This is a genomic window from Paenibacillus sp. DCT19 (assembly GCF_003268635.1).
Classification (GTDB): Bacteria; Bacillota; Bacilli; order Paenibacillales; family Paenibacillaceae; genus Paenibacillus.
In genome coordinates, this window is sequence record NZ_CP029639.1 from 3,621,580 (window position 1) to 3,635,020 (window position 13,441).

12 protein-coding genes and 1 pseudogene are annotated in these 13,441 nt (G+C 42.8%); 1 reads left to right on the forward strand and 12 read right to left on the reverse strand.

All coding sequences use genetic code 11. From position 1 onward, the window contains the following. Positions 1-57 precede the first annotated feature (57 nt). From DMB88_RS16540 to DMB88_RS16565, 6 genes and pseudogenes are all read right to left on the reverse strand, one after another. Positions 58-891, reverse strand: a complete 834-nt coding sequence (locus DMB88_RS16540) for an SDR family oxidoreductase (RefSeq protein ID WP_128102242.1) — start codon at positions 889-891, stop codon at positions 58-60. Positions 892-931: 40 nt separating this feature from the next. Next, positions 932-1,612, reverse strand: coding sequence for a TetR/AcrR family transcriptional regulator (locus DMB88_RS16545; protein WP_128102243.1), 681 nt, complete (start codon positions 1,610-1,612; stop codon positions 932-934). Positions 1,613-1,690: 78 nt separating this feature from the next. Then, entirely contained in the window at positions 1,691-2,086 is a 396-nt protein-coding gene (locus tag DMB88_RS16550) for a hypothetical protein (RefSeq protein ID WP_128102244.1), read from the reverse strand. A gap of 25 nt (positions 2,087-2,111) precedes the next feature. After that, positions 2,112-2,930, reverse strand: coding sequence for an oxidoreductase (locus DMB88_RS16555; protein ID WP_128102245.1), 819 nt, complete (start codon positions 2,928-2,930; stop codon positions 2,112-2,114). Between the two features lie 180 nt (positions 2,931-3,110). Beyond that, positions 3,111-3,325, reverse strand: a pseudogene (locus tag DMB88_RS16560) (aldo/keto reductase); the annotation flags it as partial. A gap of 229 nt (positions 3,326-3,554) precedes the next feature. Continuing rightward, positions 3,555-3,692: a paeninodin family lasso peptide gene (locus tag DMB88_RS16565; RefSeq protein WP_128102247.1), complete on the reverse strand. Its 138-nt coding sequence runs from the start codon at positions 3,690-3,692 to the stop codon at positions 3,555-3,557. Positions 3,693-4,032: 340 nt separating this feature from the next. On the opposite strand from DMB88_RS16565, the gene DMB88_RS16570 reads away from it, so the two are divergent. Next, positions 4,033-4,467 (forward strand): Rrf2 family transcriptional regulator, encoded by a 435-nt coding sequence (locus tag DMB88_RS16570; RefSeq protein ID WP_128102248.1) that lies wholly within the window; start codon positions 4,033-4,035, stop codon positions 4,465-4,467. A 58-nt stretch (positions 4,468-4,525) separates the two neighbouring features. On the opposite strand, the gene DMB88_RS16575 is transcribed toward DMB88_RS16570, so the two are convergent. From DMB88_RS16575 to DMB88_RS16605, 6 genes are all read right to left on the reverse strand, one after another. Next, the gene (locus DMB88_RS16575) at positions 4,526-4,888 is read right to left on the reverse strand and encodes a VOC family protein (protein ID WP_128102249.1); all 363 of its coding nucleotides are present in this window, start codon (positions 4,886-4,888) and stop codon (positions 4,526-4,528) included. A 701-nt stretch (positions 4,889-5,589) separates the two neighbouring features. Continuing rightward, a complete protein-coding gene (locus DMB88_RS16585; RefSeq protein ID WP_128102250.1) occupies positions 5,590-6,549 on the reverse strand; it encodes an NAD-dependent epimerase/dehydratase family protein in 960 nt (319 codons plus the stop codon). A gap of 37 nt (positions 6,550-6,586) precedes the next feature. Next, positions 6,587-7,777, reverse strand: coding sequence for a glycine C-acetyltransferase (locus DMB88_RS16590; protein WP_128102251.1), 1,191 nt, complete (start codon positions 7,775-7,777; stop codon positions 6,587-6,589). Positions 7,778-8,301: 524 nt separating this feature from the next. Then, positions 8,302-10,689: an ABC transporter ATP-binding protein/permease gene (locus DMB88_RS16595; protein WP_217363745.1), complete on the reverse strand. Its 2,388-nt coding sequence runs from the start codon at positions 10,687-10,689 to the stop codon at positions 8,302-8,304. Between the two features lie 104 nt (positions 10,690-10,793). Continuing rightward, positions 10,794-11,480 (reverse strand): response regulator transcription factor, encoded by a 687-nt coding sequence (locus tag DMB88_RS16600; protein WP_128102253.1) that lies wholly within the window; start codon positions 11,478-11,480, stop codon positions 10,794-10,796. Beyond that, positions 11,458-12,915 (reverse strand): sensor histidine kinase, encoded by a 1,458-nt coding sequence (locus DMB88_RS16605; protein WP_128102254.1) that lies wholly within the window; start codon positions 12,913-12,915, stop codon positions 11,458-11,460. The genes DMB88_RS16600 and DMB88_RS16605 overlap by 23 nt, the downstream gene beginning before the upstream one ends. Positions 12,916-13,441 lie beyond the last annotated feature (526 nt).

Here is a 13,441-nt window from a genome sequence, read left to right on the forward strand (position 1 = left end):
CTACCGATTAGTTACACGACTTTTAGCAGATCGACCAAGTGCCGCTATATTTTCGATTCAATTTTCAAAATCTGTTGAAAGAGCTACCTCCTTCTGCTCCTCTAGCGCAGCCAAACGTGAAGCCAAACTTTTAGAAACCAATTCATAGGCATCACTCCCCAGTGTTAGACGAAGAGTAGTTTCCTCGGAATCAGCTGCATTAATGATCGCCTGTGCCATTTTTACCGGATCACCAGGGAATTGGTTATCGCCCGCCTCTTGTGACATTTGGCGAATATAGCCTACAGGCGTATTTTCATATTCACTCATAGGCACACCTGCCATCATACTGCTGCCACCAAAGTTAGTTCGTGCACTGCCCGGTTCAACAAGCGTTGCTTGTATATTAAACGAAGCTACTTCCTGAACGAGAGATTCGATAAATCCTTCCATAGCCCACTTGGTTGCATGATAGATACTTAGAGCCGGGAACGCAACTTGACCACCCATACTGGAAAGTTGGAAGATTCGGCCTCCCCCTTGAGCACGAAGGTGTGGTAATGCTGCACGAATCACCTGGATAGACCCGATAACATTGGTATTGAACTGATGAATAATTTGTTCATCACTTACTTCCTCGGCTGCTCCAAACAGCCCATATCCTGCATTGTTGACCACAACATCAATTTGTCCTAGTTCCTCAAAAGCTTGATTAACCACGTTTTTAATGGCCGGAGTGTCGGTTACATCCAACGTAGCCACCCATAATTGATCTCCATAGCGATCTTTTAAGTCATGTAGCGCATTTTCTTTGCGAACCGTAGCTGCCACACGATCACCACGTTCCAACAACAACTCTGTAAGACTACGTCCAAAACCACTCGATGTTCCTGTAATAAACCATGTTTTCATATAATAACGCCTCCATTTTAGTTTTTTATACTCTGCTTGCTCATTGTGTGTCTTTATTCATTTTAGAGATGTAATTCATATGGTATCCGTCCAGATAACAACTCATCGTTTTCAGAACATCCTCGTTGAAGTTGCGTTGAAGTCCATCCAGACCGTTCTGCTTGATTATCTCCATGACCTCTTCGGGTAATGTGGCTGATAGCTTGCAACCTGTGATGATGGATGCTTCGGCTTGAAGAATTTCCATGACATCATCGGGTGTTACTGCATTTTCTGCACAAATCATAGTCACAAGTTCGGACATTAACGTGTACAGATTCAGTTTATGATTCAGCATGGTTTCAGCATCTACATTTTTTTCAAAAACAGCAGTTCTCATCGATTCCAATTTGATGTATAGACCATTATCCTCAATCAGTTCTTTGAGTTCAGTCATCAACAGGTGTTTAAAATCAGCGAAGCTGTGAATGGACACTTCTTTCACCAATTCAGTTAATGACGCAAGTCGCTTCTCATACTCTCTGCATAACAGACTGAAGAATAACGCTTCCTTTGTTTTGAAATAAACAAATAAAATTCCGTTGGACATCCCCATTCTTTTAGCGATATCTGACATTTTTATTTTTTCGTACTCGGAGGTCAAAATAAGTTCAGCAGCCTGATCCATAATAGCTTTAGCTTTTAATGCTTTGGCTTCTGGTGTCATTGCTCGTTTAGCCATAATACCAATCACTCCATTCGATTCTTTTTAGATTGCTCATCGATCTGGAGTTACAATCCAAGCAGAATGGTCTGTCGTTTACTCCTTGAAAAATGCTTTTACCGATTCATCATAATCATTACAAAATGCTCGTGACATTTTCTCCGCTCCATGGCTTCTGGTCAGCCGGTTAATTTGCATCGTAGCAATTGCATCATTGGTTAATGTTGCGACTTTTTTGGGCATAATATAATCAAATTCCGCTGTGACTTCCATCCATACCTGATTGGCTTCCTGAGTCCAGGCTCCTTTTGCTTCACGATTGTTAATGACGATTGCCGTTGTGTTTTTATCTCGATGAGCGTCTTTTAACAATTCTCCAATCGCATGTATTTCATCCATATTCAGCATGAAGTTTGTGTGTTTGATAAAGAAAATCCCGTCTTCTTTCCAATACGTTGTTGTTTTTGGTAATTTCGAATCAAATGTAGACATGTTAGACACACTCCTCTATTTTAAATTATCCAAACATTTTAATAATTCTGTCGTAAGCACGATCTCCAAATACATTTTTCATAAATACCATCGGTTTTGCCATAAATCCTACCAGATAACGTGTTTTCGGTCTTCTTACCGTCACGGCTTTACCAATGGTACGTGCGATAAGTTCCGGTTTTGAAAGCTGATTGCCTGTATAGTTTTTGATCATACCCTCTGCTGACTTGTTTGCGGCTTCAGCATATGGGCCATTCGCTGATACTTTTTTCAGATGCTCGGCAGCAATGATACCCCAATCTGTTTTGATACCGCCCGGTTCTACCACAATCACGTCAATGCCGAAGGGTTCAAGTTCCAGTCGCAGGCAATCCGAAAGACCTTCCACTGCAAACTTGGTCGCATGGTACCAGGCACCGAAGTTAGTCCATATCTTCCCGCCCATTGAAGATACATTCACAATCTTACCGAACTTGTTTTTTCGCATGCTTGGTACGACCAGCTGAATCAGTCTCGCAAGTCCGAACACATTAACTTCCATCTGCCGCCGCGCTTCTTCCATGGGAACATCCTCAAGCGCACCGTAAGACCCGTATCCGGCATTGTTCACCAGTACATCAATTCGTCCTTCTTTGCTTAAAATCTCATTGACCGCCGCAATCATGGACTCTTCATCCGTTACATCCATGGAAATAGGACGAATACCTTTGTTCGCAAGATCCTTCATTTTGTCAATCCGGCGAGCTGCAGCATATACCGTAAAACCTTTGTCTTTCAGTTCAAGCGCAGCTTCTTTACCGATTCCTGACGATGCACCTGTAATTAAAGCAACTTGTTTACTCATGTTGTATAACCTCCACATATTTATTTGATTTTGAGTCAATTATATTTGACTTCGAATCAATTGTCAATCATGTTTGTTTTATTTTTCTCGCGGTTCCGATATTGCTATTCATTTGAATTTTTTTATTCGGATATCGTAAAGGGATCGTCCGATTACAGACGATCCCTGGATCAATATTGCTTATTGATTAGCTGAAGACACTTTCTTTAGAAGCGTAGCTTGTTGTTTATAAAAAGATAAATTGTCTGGATGGGGGACATACGCCTCCTCCGATTTCTCAATCTCCTCTGTACTTAAATGGATGTCCAACGATTCAATGGCATCCATTAAATGATGTTCCTTTGTAGCCCCAACAATTGGACAGTAACGGTATCCTTCTGCAATACCCATGCTAAAAATTCAGCTTCTAAGAAGAAGCTCTCTTGAATCCTCTGATTGAAATCCATTTCTTGCTCTACAAGAACTTGTACCGATAAAATAAAAAAGCCGCTAAAATAGCGACTTCAATGGGAATATGTTCTTGTACCTCGACAAACATGTTCTTATCCCTCATCTGAGCATCGAAAAAGCCGCCCACGGGCGACCTTTTGACAAGAATACGATTTTCAATTTGAAGGATGATCATCAGGACGTTGGATCATATAGGTCTGCATCATGTTCTTCGATCCAATCAATTTGCCTGTATCCATAGCCAGCCATCGTTTGCTGCACATCCAGCACCTCTAATTCCGGTGCCTGCCAAGGCGTTTGTTTCGTTTCCATCGGTCGTCCCCTCCTTTCTACAAGAACTGGAACCAAGATGCGAGCACTCTTACATTACTTGCGCGTTACAAACAACTTAAGATACGATATGTATCTTCACGAAAATTATAAGACACAATACGTATCTGAGTAAACAACTATTTCATCCCTTTCTATGGGTTAAGTATTTCCCTGTAGCGCTACTGACCCAAGTTAAAGCCCACTCGCCTCTATAAAGTGTTTTTCTGGGACAAGGCTAGCGTATAGTGACCGAAACGTTCCGCTTGTTTTCCTGCTGAAAAACTGTCGATTGACCTGTTTTATAAATGGAACTATACTTTGTAGCAAAGAAGGTGAATAGATGAAACAAATAAGCAGTCGCTTTTCGATGGCAGTCCATATTCTGTCGATGATTACGTTGGATCCCATATACAGTACGGGTGATCGAATTGCACGTAGCATCAATAGTAACCCTGTTGTAATTAGAAGGATTATGGCACAACTCAAAAAAGCAGGGTATATTGAAACAAAACCAGGAGTTGCGGGAGCCTCCCTTCTGGTATCTCCTGAAAGATTAACCCTGCTCGATATCTTTCAAGCGGTCGAATCTGTGGAAGGAAATCAGCTTTTCAATTTTCACAAGAATACTGACCCCAATTGCTCTGTAGGTATGAACATTGAATCGATACTATTACCAAAACTCTCTAATGCGCAGAAGGTCATGGAGCATGAACTGGCTTCTGTTACCCTAGCTCAAATTGTGGAGCAAATCCGAACAGAGGCAAATGTAAAATAAAGCTACTCCTACGGTGTATGGAGTAGCTTTATTTTACATTTTTTTAATTTTTCATCAATCAAACAGTAGCTTGCACGGGCTCTACATATTCAATAAAACTGCCGTCGGGGTGCTGCACAAAAATGCTTGGACCAATGGGACCATACTGATCCCTTATTATAATGGTGTTTTGTTTTTTTAATTCTTCCTTCAGTTCATTCATGGAATCCACATATACCACGGCACGGAGTGATTTAGCAGGCTCCATGGCATCGGGACTTCCAGATACAATAACGTAAGGATAGACTGTGGCTAAAGATAAGCCAGCTTCAGGAATGTCCCACGTCCGATCCATAGATCGGTTAGCAAGAGATTCATAATAAGCGACGGTTGATTCAAGTTGCTCGGTGAAAACGGGGATAAAATGATTTAAGATTTTCATGTTAGCCTCCAATTCTTTTTTTGATTATAACCACTATGGTTATAACTATTTCAGTTATACAAAAACATCTTAATTCTGTCAATATTTTTGATAAGTATTTTGATCATTTTGCAGACTTCAATGAGAATATAATCTTGGCTGTCAGCATCGATTTGAGTTCTGCGTGTTCCTTGTCCTGTTCCTTGTCCAGTTCCTTGACTGCCCCACAGCCTGATCTCAGGTAGTTTTATAAGCTTTTGAAACACTTCGCTTTATTTCAACTGTGTTGACCCAATGAAAACTCCCACGACGGGAATCTAGATAAATTTGTCTTAATTGTGGATAGTCTTTTATACTCGCTTCTCTGATTAGCACCAGATCAAGCCCCCTATCTTCTATGCATAGATTTACAATATACCAATTCCTCAATCAACTGAATAAATGTTCTCACTTAAAAATCATAGAAAGAAGGTGGTGATGAGATTAGTCATTTAGCGATTCTGATTGAATGCTGATGCCTTCCTTTCCTAACTGCACGGATAACTCAGATGACAGACGAAGCGTTATGCCGTGTTCTTTATCTGATAAGCTACAGATCACGAAAATGACTGGGTTAGTGGATAAAAAAAAGAAGCTGCAACCAATGGTTTGGGTAATGCCAAACCTCTTGATGTAGCTTCTTTTGTATTTCTACTCGATGTGCAGAGCGAATTCATAATAACTTAAGCTTTGCGAAGCATTTGTCTCTCGCTTAGCTGTGAAATCATATCCTTCGTCATGGCCTTCAAGTCGTAGCAGGCATGAAATCCCCATTCTGTTTTCGCTGCCGTTGCATCTATGGAATGTGGCCAGCTATCCGCAATTGCCTGTCTCTTCGGATCAACATCATAATCGAGAATAAAGCCGGGGATCTCTTCCCGAATCGCTGCAGCGATCGCCTCCGGATCTACACTCATAGCGGTGACATTAAATGAGTTTCTGTGCTTCAACCGGGATGAATCCGCTTCCATTAAATTGATGATAGAATTCAGGGCATCTGGCATATACATCATATCCATGTTTGAGTCTTTGGCGATATACGACGTATACCGGCCAGCCGATACGGCTGCGTAGTAAATTTCCACTGCGTAATCCGTCGTTCCTCCGCCAGGAGGCGTTATATAAGATATCAAACCCGGGAATCGCAATCCCCTAGTATCCAGGCCGTATTTGTGAAAATAATAATCGCAAAGCAGTTCGCCAGACACCTTGCTCACGCCGTACATCGTATTAGGCCTCTGGATCGTATCCTGCGGGGTATTGTCTTTGGGAGTCGAAGAACCAAAAGATCCAATCGAGCTTGGAGTAAAAAATTGGCAACCGAGTGCTCTAGATATTTCAAGTGCATTCATCAATCCGCCCATATTCAGATTCCAGGCAAGCAACGGTTTCTCCTCTGCGGTAGCCGACAGTAGTGCAGCCAAATGCATGACAGTATCCACTTCGTACCGCTTGGCAATTTCAAACATCGCCTTATCATTCGTCACATCCAGCAGCTCGAATGGCCCGGATCGGGTAATTTCGTGAGCTGATGACCTGAGATCCGTAGCAACTACCTGATCCGCACCATAAATCTCTCGTAATCTAATAACTAACTCAGAACCGATTTGGCCCAGTGCTCCGGTCACCAATATCTTTTTCATAAGACATTCCTCCCGAAATAGACTCCCGTAGGTGCAACTAAATCAGCTTCATTTCTTTGCCAACTTTCTCGTAAACGGAGATCACCTGACCCAGCATCTCCTTGGAATGAACAGCTGTCGGCATGTTGCGTATTCTTCCGGTTCCTTTCGGAACCGTGGGAAAAAGGATAGCCTTGGCATAAACGCCTTCCTCATAGAGCCGTTTGCTGAACTGTTGGGTGGTTACTTCATCGCCAATGATACAAGGCGTGATCGGCGTTTCGCTTTGGCCTACATCATATCCAAGCCGGCTTAAGCCATTTTTCAAATAATTGCCGTTCTCCCACAGCTTCTCGATCAGTTCTTTGTCGTTCATCAAAATGCTGACAGAAGCACTACATGAAGCGATTACACCCGGAGGTAGCGATGTTGAGAACAAAAAAGGACGGCTTCTCAGCTTCAACCAATCGATCAGTTGTTTTTTTCCCGCCACATAACCGCCGACGACACCGATCGCCTTGGAAAGAGTACCAATCTGAAAGTCAATGCGGTCGGACAATCCAAAATGCTTCACGGTTCCTGCCCCTGCTCCGAGAACGCCCGAACCGTGGGCATCATCCACATAAGTAATCAGATCGAATTCTTCTGCTATTTTCACGATTTCGGGCAGCTTTGCGATATCACCATCCATGGAGAAAACCCCGTCGGTAATGACCATAATTTTAGTGTATTGACCGGATTCCTTGGCCTCTTTCGCCCGCTGTCTTAAATCATTCATATCTGAATGCTTAAAGCGAATCACCTTGGCTTTCGACAGGCGGCAACCATCAATAATTGAAGCGTGGTTCAGCTCATCTGATAAAATCGCATCATGCTGATCCATTACCGCAGATATAGCAGCCATATTACAGTTAAATCCCGATTGATACACGATAACGGCTTCCGTTTTTTTAAAACGAGCCAGTTTTTCTTCAAGCTCAATATGAATATCCATCGTACCATTAATTGTTCTCACAGCCCCTGCGCCTGCCCCGTATGTCTGCGCTGCCTTAACTGAAGCATCAATCAGTCGGTAATCCGTTGCCAGTCCCAAATAGTTATTAGAAGACAAGTTGATCAGGGACTTTCCGTCGATCCGAATAACAGGGCCATTTGCACCCTGCAGCGTATCGATGACGTTATATAGACCTTTGGTCTTAAGATCTTCGATGTTCGAATCTAAAAATTGATCCAACGCTTGACTTGACATTCTATTCCCTCCTCGATATACGAATGTCCTTGTACAGGAGACGTGTTATCCCCATAAAAAACCTTGATATGAAAGGAGTTATACTGATTTCAATGTAGCATCTTTTTTACTCTTTGTACACATGTGGAGGACAAAAATAAAAAATATCCGCAAATATACATAGCGATTGCTTCCCCCATTCCCGGAAACAATCGCTACTACGTTTTTATTTATATTCTATTTCTTATTCCTTTCCATGTTCTTGTTCCGCGACATTCGTCCCTGGAAAGATGTTCCGATGTTTACTATTGCATCTAGTACCTCATACACCCACAGCCAATTTGTTAGAAAACAAAGATAACTCGGGAAGTTCGCATCTATGTGGACTTTATGAAAGCTAAATGGAAGCTGATTTTTATATAATCTTCTTAGATATACATCTAATTGTTAAACGAACATTGCTCAATAAGATATTGGATTAAAAAATCCCGACCTAGAGTCATCTAGATCGGGATTTAAGATTTCCCCCCAAAGATTTTACCGATTTACTCTGATCTTAAAGCAATGACAGGATCCTTTTTGGTCGCTGCTCTAGCCGGAATCATTCCAGCAATTAACGTGAGAAGCATGCTTCCAATGATGAGAACCGCTGAATGGATAACTGTTAGTTGCGTAATGCCCTCAATGTTGAGCAGATTGGCGATAACGCTGTTGACAACCAAGGTCAGGAGATAAGAAATCACGATACCCAGCGTTCCAGCCACGAATCCAACGATTAACGTCTCCGCGTTAAACAGACGGGAAATGTCTTTTTTTCGTGCCCCGATGCTACGCAATATCCCAATTTCCTTGGTACGCTCCAATACAGAGACATAGGTAATAATTCCGATCATAATGGTTGAGACGACGAGAGAAATTGCAGCAAAACCAATCAATACATACGATACTGTATCCAGCACCGTCTGAATGGCCGATCCGATCATCTCGGACATGTCCGTGTATACGATCTGATCCTTTTCCAATTTTCCATCATTATACGCGTCCAAGTATTGTTTAATTTCATCTTTGCTACTAAAATCTTTTGGATAAATGCTAATACTCGACGGTGTCGTGACGGCACCCAATGCTCTTAAGCGAGCATCCCTGGCCTGTTCATTGGCAAAAGGTGTATTCAAAACGACATCCCGATCAGAAGCCTGCTGAGCCAAGGAAATCGCCGATTCTGCAGAGTCGTTCACAATGTAATCTGTCAGCTTCGGTGTGTACACTAATCCTTCAGACAAATAACCGCTGGATGATGCATTCCCGTCTTTCAGCCTCAGAATTCCAGTGATTGTCAATTCCATACCGATAGCATCCTCGTACAATGAAGAATACGTTTCAGCCGTTGCCGGAGCAAAAATGCCATTCTCTTTTTCGGTATAAAAGCTGTCGTTCTGAACGACCTTCAACATTTTCTTGCCGATAAAATCGCTAAGTTTATACTCTTCCTCATCTAAAAAGATACCCAATTTCTCGAAAAATGCTCTATCCAATCGATTGTAAGAATCTACAACGATGGCTACTTCATTTGCCGCCGTCGGGTAACGGCTATCCTCGCCAATCAAATCATAAAGAGACGTGATGAATTCTTTGTTTTCCGGAAGCTCTTGCCAATACGTTGACGCTGATCCGAACCCGGGTGGCATTTCAGGCGAAGGAGTCGCTGCTGTCTCGAATTTCACGACATCCTTGTCCCCTTTGGCCAATACATTCATGTTGACGTCACGCCCAAAGGATACCGCATTTACAGCGTCTGGTAGTGCTTGTCCGATGTTGGCGATATATTCGAAATAATCTGTAGTTAATACGTTGGTATGTTGTTGTGTGTTAGCAGCGCTGTCGTGTGAATAAAGAACATCGCCGCTTGGGAACTCGTCATCTTCCCCATCGTTGTCTCCTGTGAGGAAACTGCCTGCCTGATCCGGCGGGCCTTCAATTTGTTGTACATTTTCGGAAATGGTCAGTGGGAATCCAGCCAGCGTTTCGGATTGCATTTTAGATATGTAATTGGATAAGCCCGTAGATAGAGCTAACACAAGAGCAACGCCGATAATTCCGATACTACCTGCAAACGAAGTGATGAGTGTCCGTCCTTTTTTCGTCAGCAAGTTTTTAAAAGATAACGAAGCCGCCGTCATCAGCGACATTGAGGTTTGGCTCAAGCTAAGCTTTTCTCCTCCGGACGGGCTCAGCTGTCCATTTTTGTCGTTCAACATCGGATTACTGTCCGACTGTACTTCACCGTCTCGCAGATGAATGATTCTGCTGCTATATTCTTCAGCCAAGTCGGCGTTGTGGGTGACCATGATAACTAATTTTGTTGTGGAAATGTCTTTGAGGATCTCCATGACTTGAACGCTGGTTTGACTATCGAGTGCGCCGGTTGGTTCGTCAGCCAAAATAATGTCCGGATCGTTGACCAATGCCCTAGCAATGGCAACCCTCTGCATCTGTCCGCCTGACAATTGATTCGGTCTTTTGTCCAACTTGCTTCCAAGACCAACAGATTCCAAAGCTACTTTGGCTTTTTGTTTTCGTTCCGAAACAGATACACCAGACAAGGTCATGGCAATTTCCACATTTTGCAGAATTGTTTGGTGAGCGATCAGATTATAATTTTGAAACACAAACCCGATGGAATGGTTGCGGTAAGCATCCCAATCTCGATCTTTGAAATGTTTGGTCGATCGCCCGCCAAGCGAAAGATCCCCTTCATCGTAACGATCCAGTCCGCCCACGATGTTAAGCAGCGTTGTTTTGCCGCAACCTGAAGGCCCCAGAATCGAAACAAATTCGCTTTCTCTAAATTCCAAGGATATCCCCTTTAACGCCTGTACGGTCTCACCGCTGTGGTATGATTTCTTGATGTCTGTTAGCCTTAACTTGCTCAATAGGACTTCCCCCTTCATTTGATGTCTAAACCCCATGATAACAGCAGAATCTAAACTGACAGGGAGAAAGAGTTTAATAAAAGGTAAACCAATGTTCAAAACTCCTATAACCTGAATCGATAACCTGCACCCCAGATGGTCTGAATGTAAGTAGGGTTCTGAGGGTCTTGTTCAATCTTTTCGCGCAGCCGATTAATGTGTACGGCAACCGTCTTGAGATCGCCAATCGCATCCATCCCCCATATTCGTTCGTACAACTGTTCTTTACTGAACACGATGTCTGGATTCGAAACCAGGAACAATAACAACTCAAATTCTTTGTTTTTGAACTCAACCTCCTGCTGATATACAAAAACCCGATGCGTTAACTTGTTGATGCGAATGGGACCCACTTCGACTTCACGAGCGTGCTTGGTTCCTCCATCAGTTAAACGGTCATATTGGGACAAGTTGGCCTTTACGCGGGCAATCAATTCCGTTGGCGAAAACGGCTTGGCAATGTAATCGTCCGCGCCTAGACCGAGCCCACGCACCTTGTCCGATACTTCATTTTTGGCCGTAACCATGATAATGGGAATATTAGTCTTTTCGCGGATGGCTCTGCACAAGTCATATCCAGACATGCCGGGTAGCATGAGATCTAGAAGAATCAGGTCATACTCTCCAGAAGCCAGGAGCAGGCCCTCACGCCCGTCGGTCGCAATGCTTGTTTCAAACCCTTCAATCTCCAAAAAATCCCGCTCAATTTCGGCAATAGCCATATCGTCTTCAATGATCAAGATTTTTTTCATAGTTCTCTCCTTTTGCGCTCTTATATTTGGGAATCGTTATGATCACCGAAAGTCCGCCTGTTGGCGCAAGTTCCGCATGAATGCGCCCACTTAACCGTTCGATCACTTTGCTAGAGATGGCCAAGCCCAAGCCGCTGCCCAAATCAGGTCTTTTCCGTGATGCATCGCTGCGGTAGAACACGTTAAATAACTTGTCCAACTCTAGAGCAGATACCCCAGGGCCATTGTCCATCAAACGGATCTCCACCCATTGCTCATCCTCTATACAAGTGACGGTAACGTCGACATGCTCTTTGTCTTTATACTTGAGGCTATTCTCCAGAACATTTTGAATCACATTGCGGAATTGCACCACATCAATCAGTATCTCAGCATGCGGGAACTGCTGTCCATAGTACAAATTTAGCCCTTTGGGCCTGTATTCAGCTTCAAAAGTTGTCATGGTTCTTTTCATTTCCACGCTAATGTCCACAAGCTCCAGGTACAGCGGAAAATCTCCGATATCCAGTTTGGAGAATAAGAAAAGCTGGTTAATGATGTGTTCAAGACTTGCCGTTTTGGCCTTTATCGTATCAAAATATTTCAATTTCATCTGTGGGGTAGTCGCTACACCTTTCTCCAAACCTTCAAGGTAAGCTTTGATAGACGTTAACGGTGTCCGTAAGTCATGCGAAATACCCGCGATTAGCTCCCTGCGGTTAATTTCGTTTTCCGTCCGTTCTTCGACCATATAGGACAACCGCTCTGCCATTTCATTAAATTCTGTGCACACGGAAGCAAACTCATCCTGTTTATCATATAATATCCGATATTTTAAATTTCCGTCTCGAAGCTGATGCACGCCTTCCACGATGATCTGTATTGGATGCATGATGCTACGGAAAACAAACTTGGTAAGTGCCCAGTTCGTCACAATGGCTACGATGATGAGGATTGTTAACATCAAGGTGCCAGCGTAGATCCTTTTATCAAAGGTATCATGGTTATTGACCGTAAAATTAGAATCGCTCAATACAAGTGTGTATTCCCCTGCTTCAGCCCGGTAAACAGCGAGCTCGTCGGTCACGATAATCACGTTAGATTGGGAAAAGTCCATATCAGGCATCATTCCTTCATACAATGACACTGGATAAACCTGCTGATGGCCTTGATACAGGGTTAAGTTCATTCCCGTTCCCTCGTTCTGACGATTGAATTCGTCAATATCGGACTGAATGCGTTTCTCGCTAGTGGCAGATTTTTGTTTGAGGGCTATTTCTTCGACCTTTTCCATACGTTTCGCAAAGAGTTCTCCAACGTTCAACGGAGGTTTCTCGCGAATTCCCGTAATACCTGTGTAAATTAACATTAGGCAAATACTGGTTAAGATCAAAAGCAAGACTGGCATCACCAACATCAGGAAGTTGGAAATGTAGAGTCGGCGTTTTACGCTCATGTTTTATTCATCTTCCTCTCACGAAAGGTATGTACATTATAATGTTAAATGGTAAACCGTTCGGGAACGAAACGTAAACTAACGGTAAACTGCATTAATTCATCTATCTTAACATCACTCGGACATATAAAATCCATGATCTTTGTGATAACTCCACAAAGAGATTTTAGTTGAATAAAAAACAGCCGATCACTATGGCCGGTTGTGTCCTTGTTCGTATTGAACTATCGTTTCCTATTAAGTGGCTGTACTGTATGAAGACAATTCAGCTTGGGACAAGAACTTGGTTCCTTAAAACAAAAAAGCCGCTATAGTAGCGACTTTGAATGGGAATATGTTCTTGTCCCTCGACATGAATAAAGCTCACCTTCTCCCCCATTAGTATCCTTAACTGCTAAGCATTCCATACTGAACGATTCATTCCCCTTTTACACTCTAACAAGAACGTACGTTTGTTTTTTTCTTTTCTTTGGAGCATATATTTTGTATGATAATATGATAAAAAAGAAGTGAATAATAGATGAGG

Excerpts from the sequence above, each read along its gene's own strand:
- DMB88_RS16540 (WP_128102242.1), bottom strand. The coding sequence starts at position 891 with ATGAAAACATGGTTTATTACAGGAACATCGAGTGGTTTTGGACGTAGT.
- DMB88_RS16570 (WP_128102248.1), top strand. The coding sequence starts at position 4,033 with ATGAAACAAATAAGCAGTCGCTTTTCGATGGCAGTCCATATTCTGTCG.
- DMB88_RS16590 (WP_128102251.1), bottom strand. The coding sequence starts at position 7,777 with ATGTCAAGTCAAGCGTTGGATCAATTTTTAGATTCGAACATCGAAGAT.
- DMB88_RS16550 (WP_128102244.1), bottom strand. The coding sequence starts at position 2,086 with ATGTCTACATTTGATTCGAAATTACCAAAAACAACAACGTATTGGAAA.
- DMB88_RS16600 (WP_128102253.1), bottom strand. The coding sequence starts at position 11,480 with ATGAAAAAAATCTTGATCATTGAAGACGATATGGCTATTGCCGAAATT.
- DMB88_RS16585 (WP_128102250.1), bottom strand. The coding sequence starts at position 6,549 with ATGAAAAAGATATTGGTGACCGGAGCACTGGGCCAAATCGGTTCTGAG.
- DMB88_RS16605 (WP_128102254.1), bottom strand. The coding sequence starts at position 12,915 with ATGAGCGTAAAACGCCGACTCTACATTTCCAACTTCCTGATGTTGGTG.
- DMB88_RS16545 (WP_128102243.1), bottom strand. The coding sequence starts at position 1,612 with ATGGCTAAACGAGCAATGACACCAGAAGCCAAAGCATTAAAAGCTAAA.
- DMB88_RS16565 (WP_128102247.1), bottom strand. The coding sequence starts at position 3,692 with ATGGAAACGAAACAAACGCCTTGGCAGGCACCGGAATTAGAGGTGCTG.
- DMB88_RS16555 (WP_128102245.1), bottom strand. The coding sequence starts at position 2,930 with ATGAGTAAACAAGTTGCTTTAATTACAGGTGCATCGTCAGGAATCGGT.
- DMB88_RS16575 (WP_128102249.1), bottom strand. The coding sequence starts at position 4,888 with ATGAAAATCTTAAATCATTTTATCCCCGTTTTCACCGAGCAACTTGAA.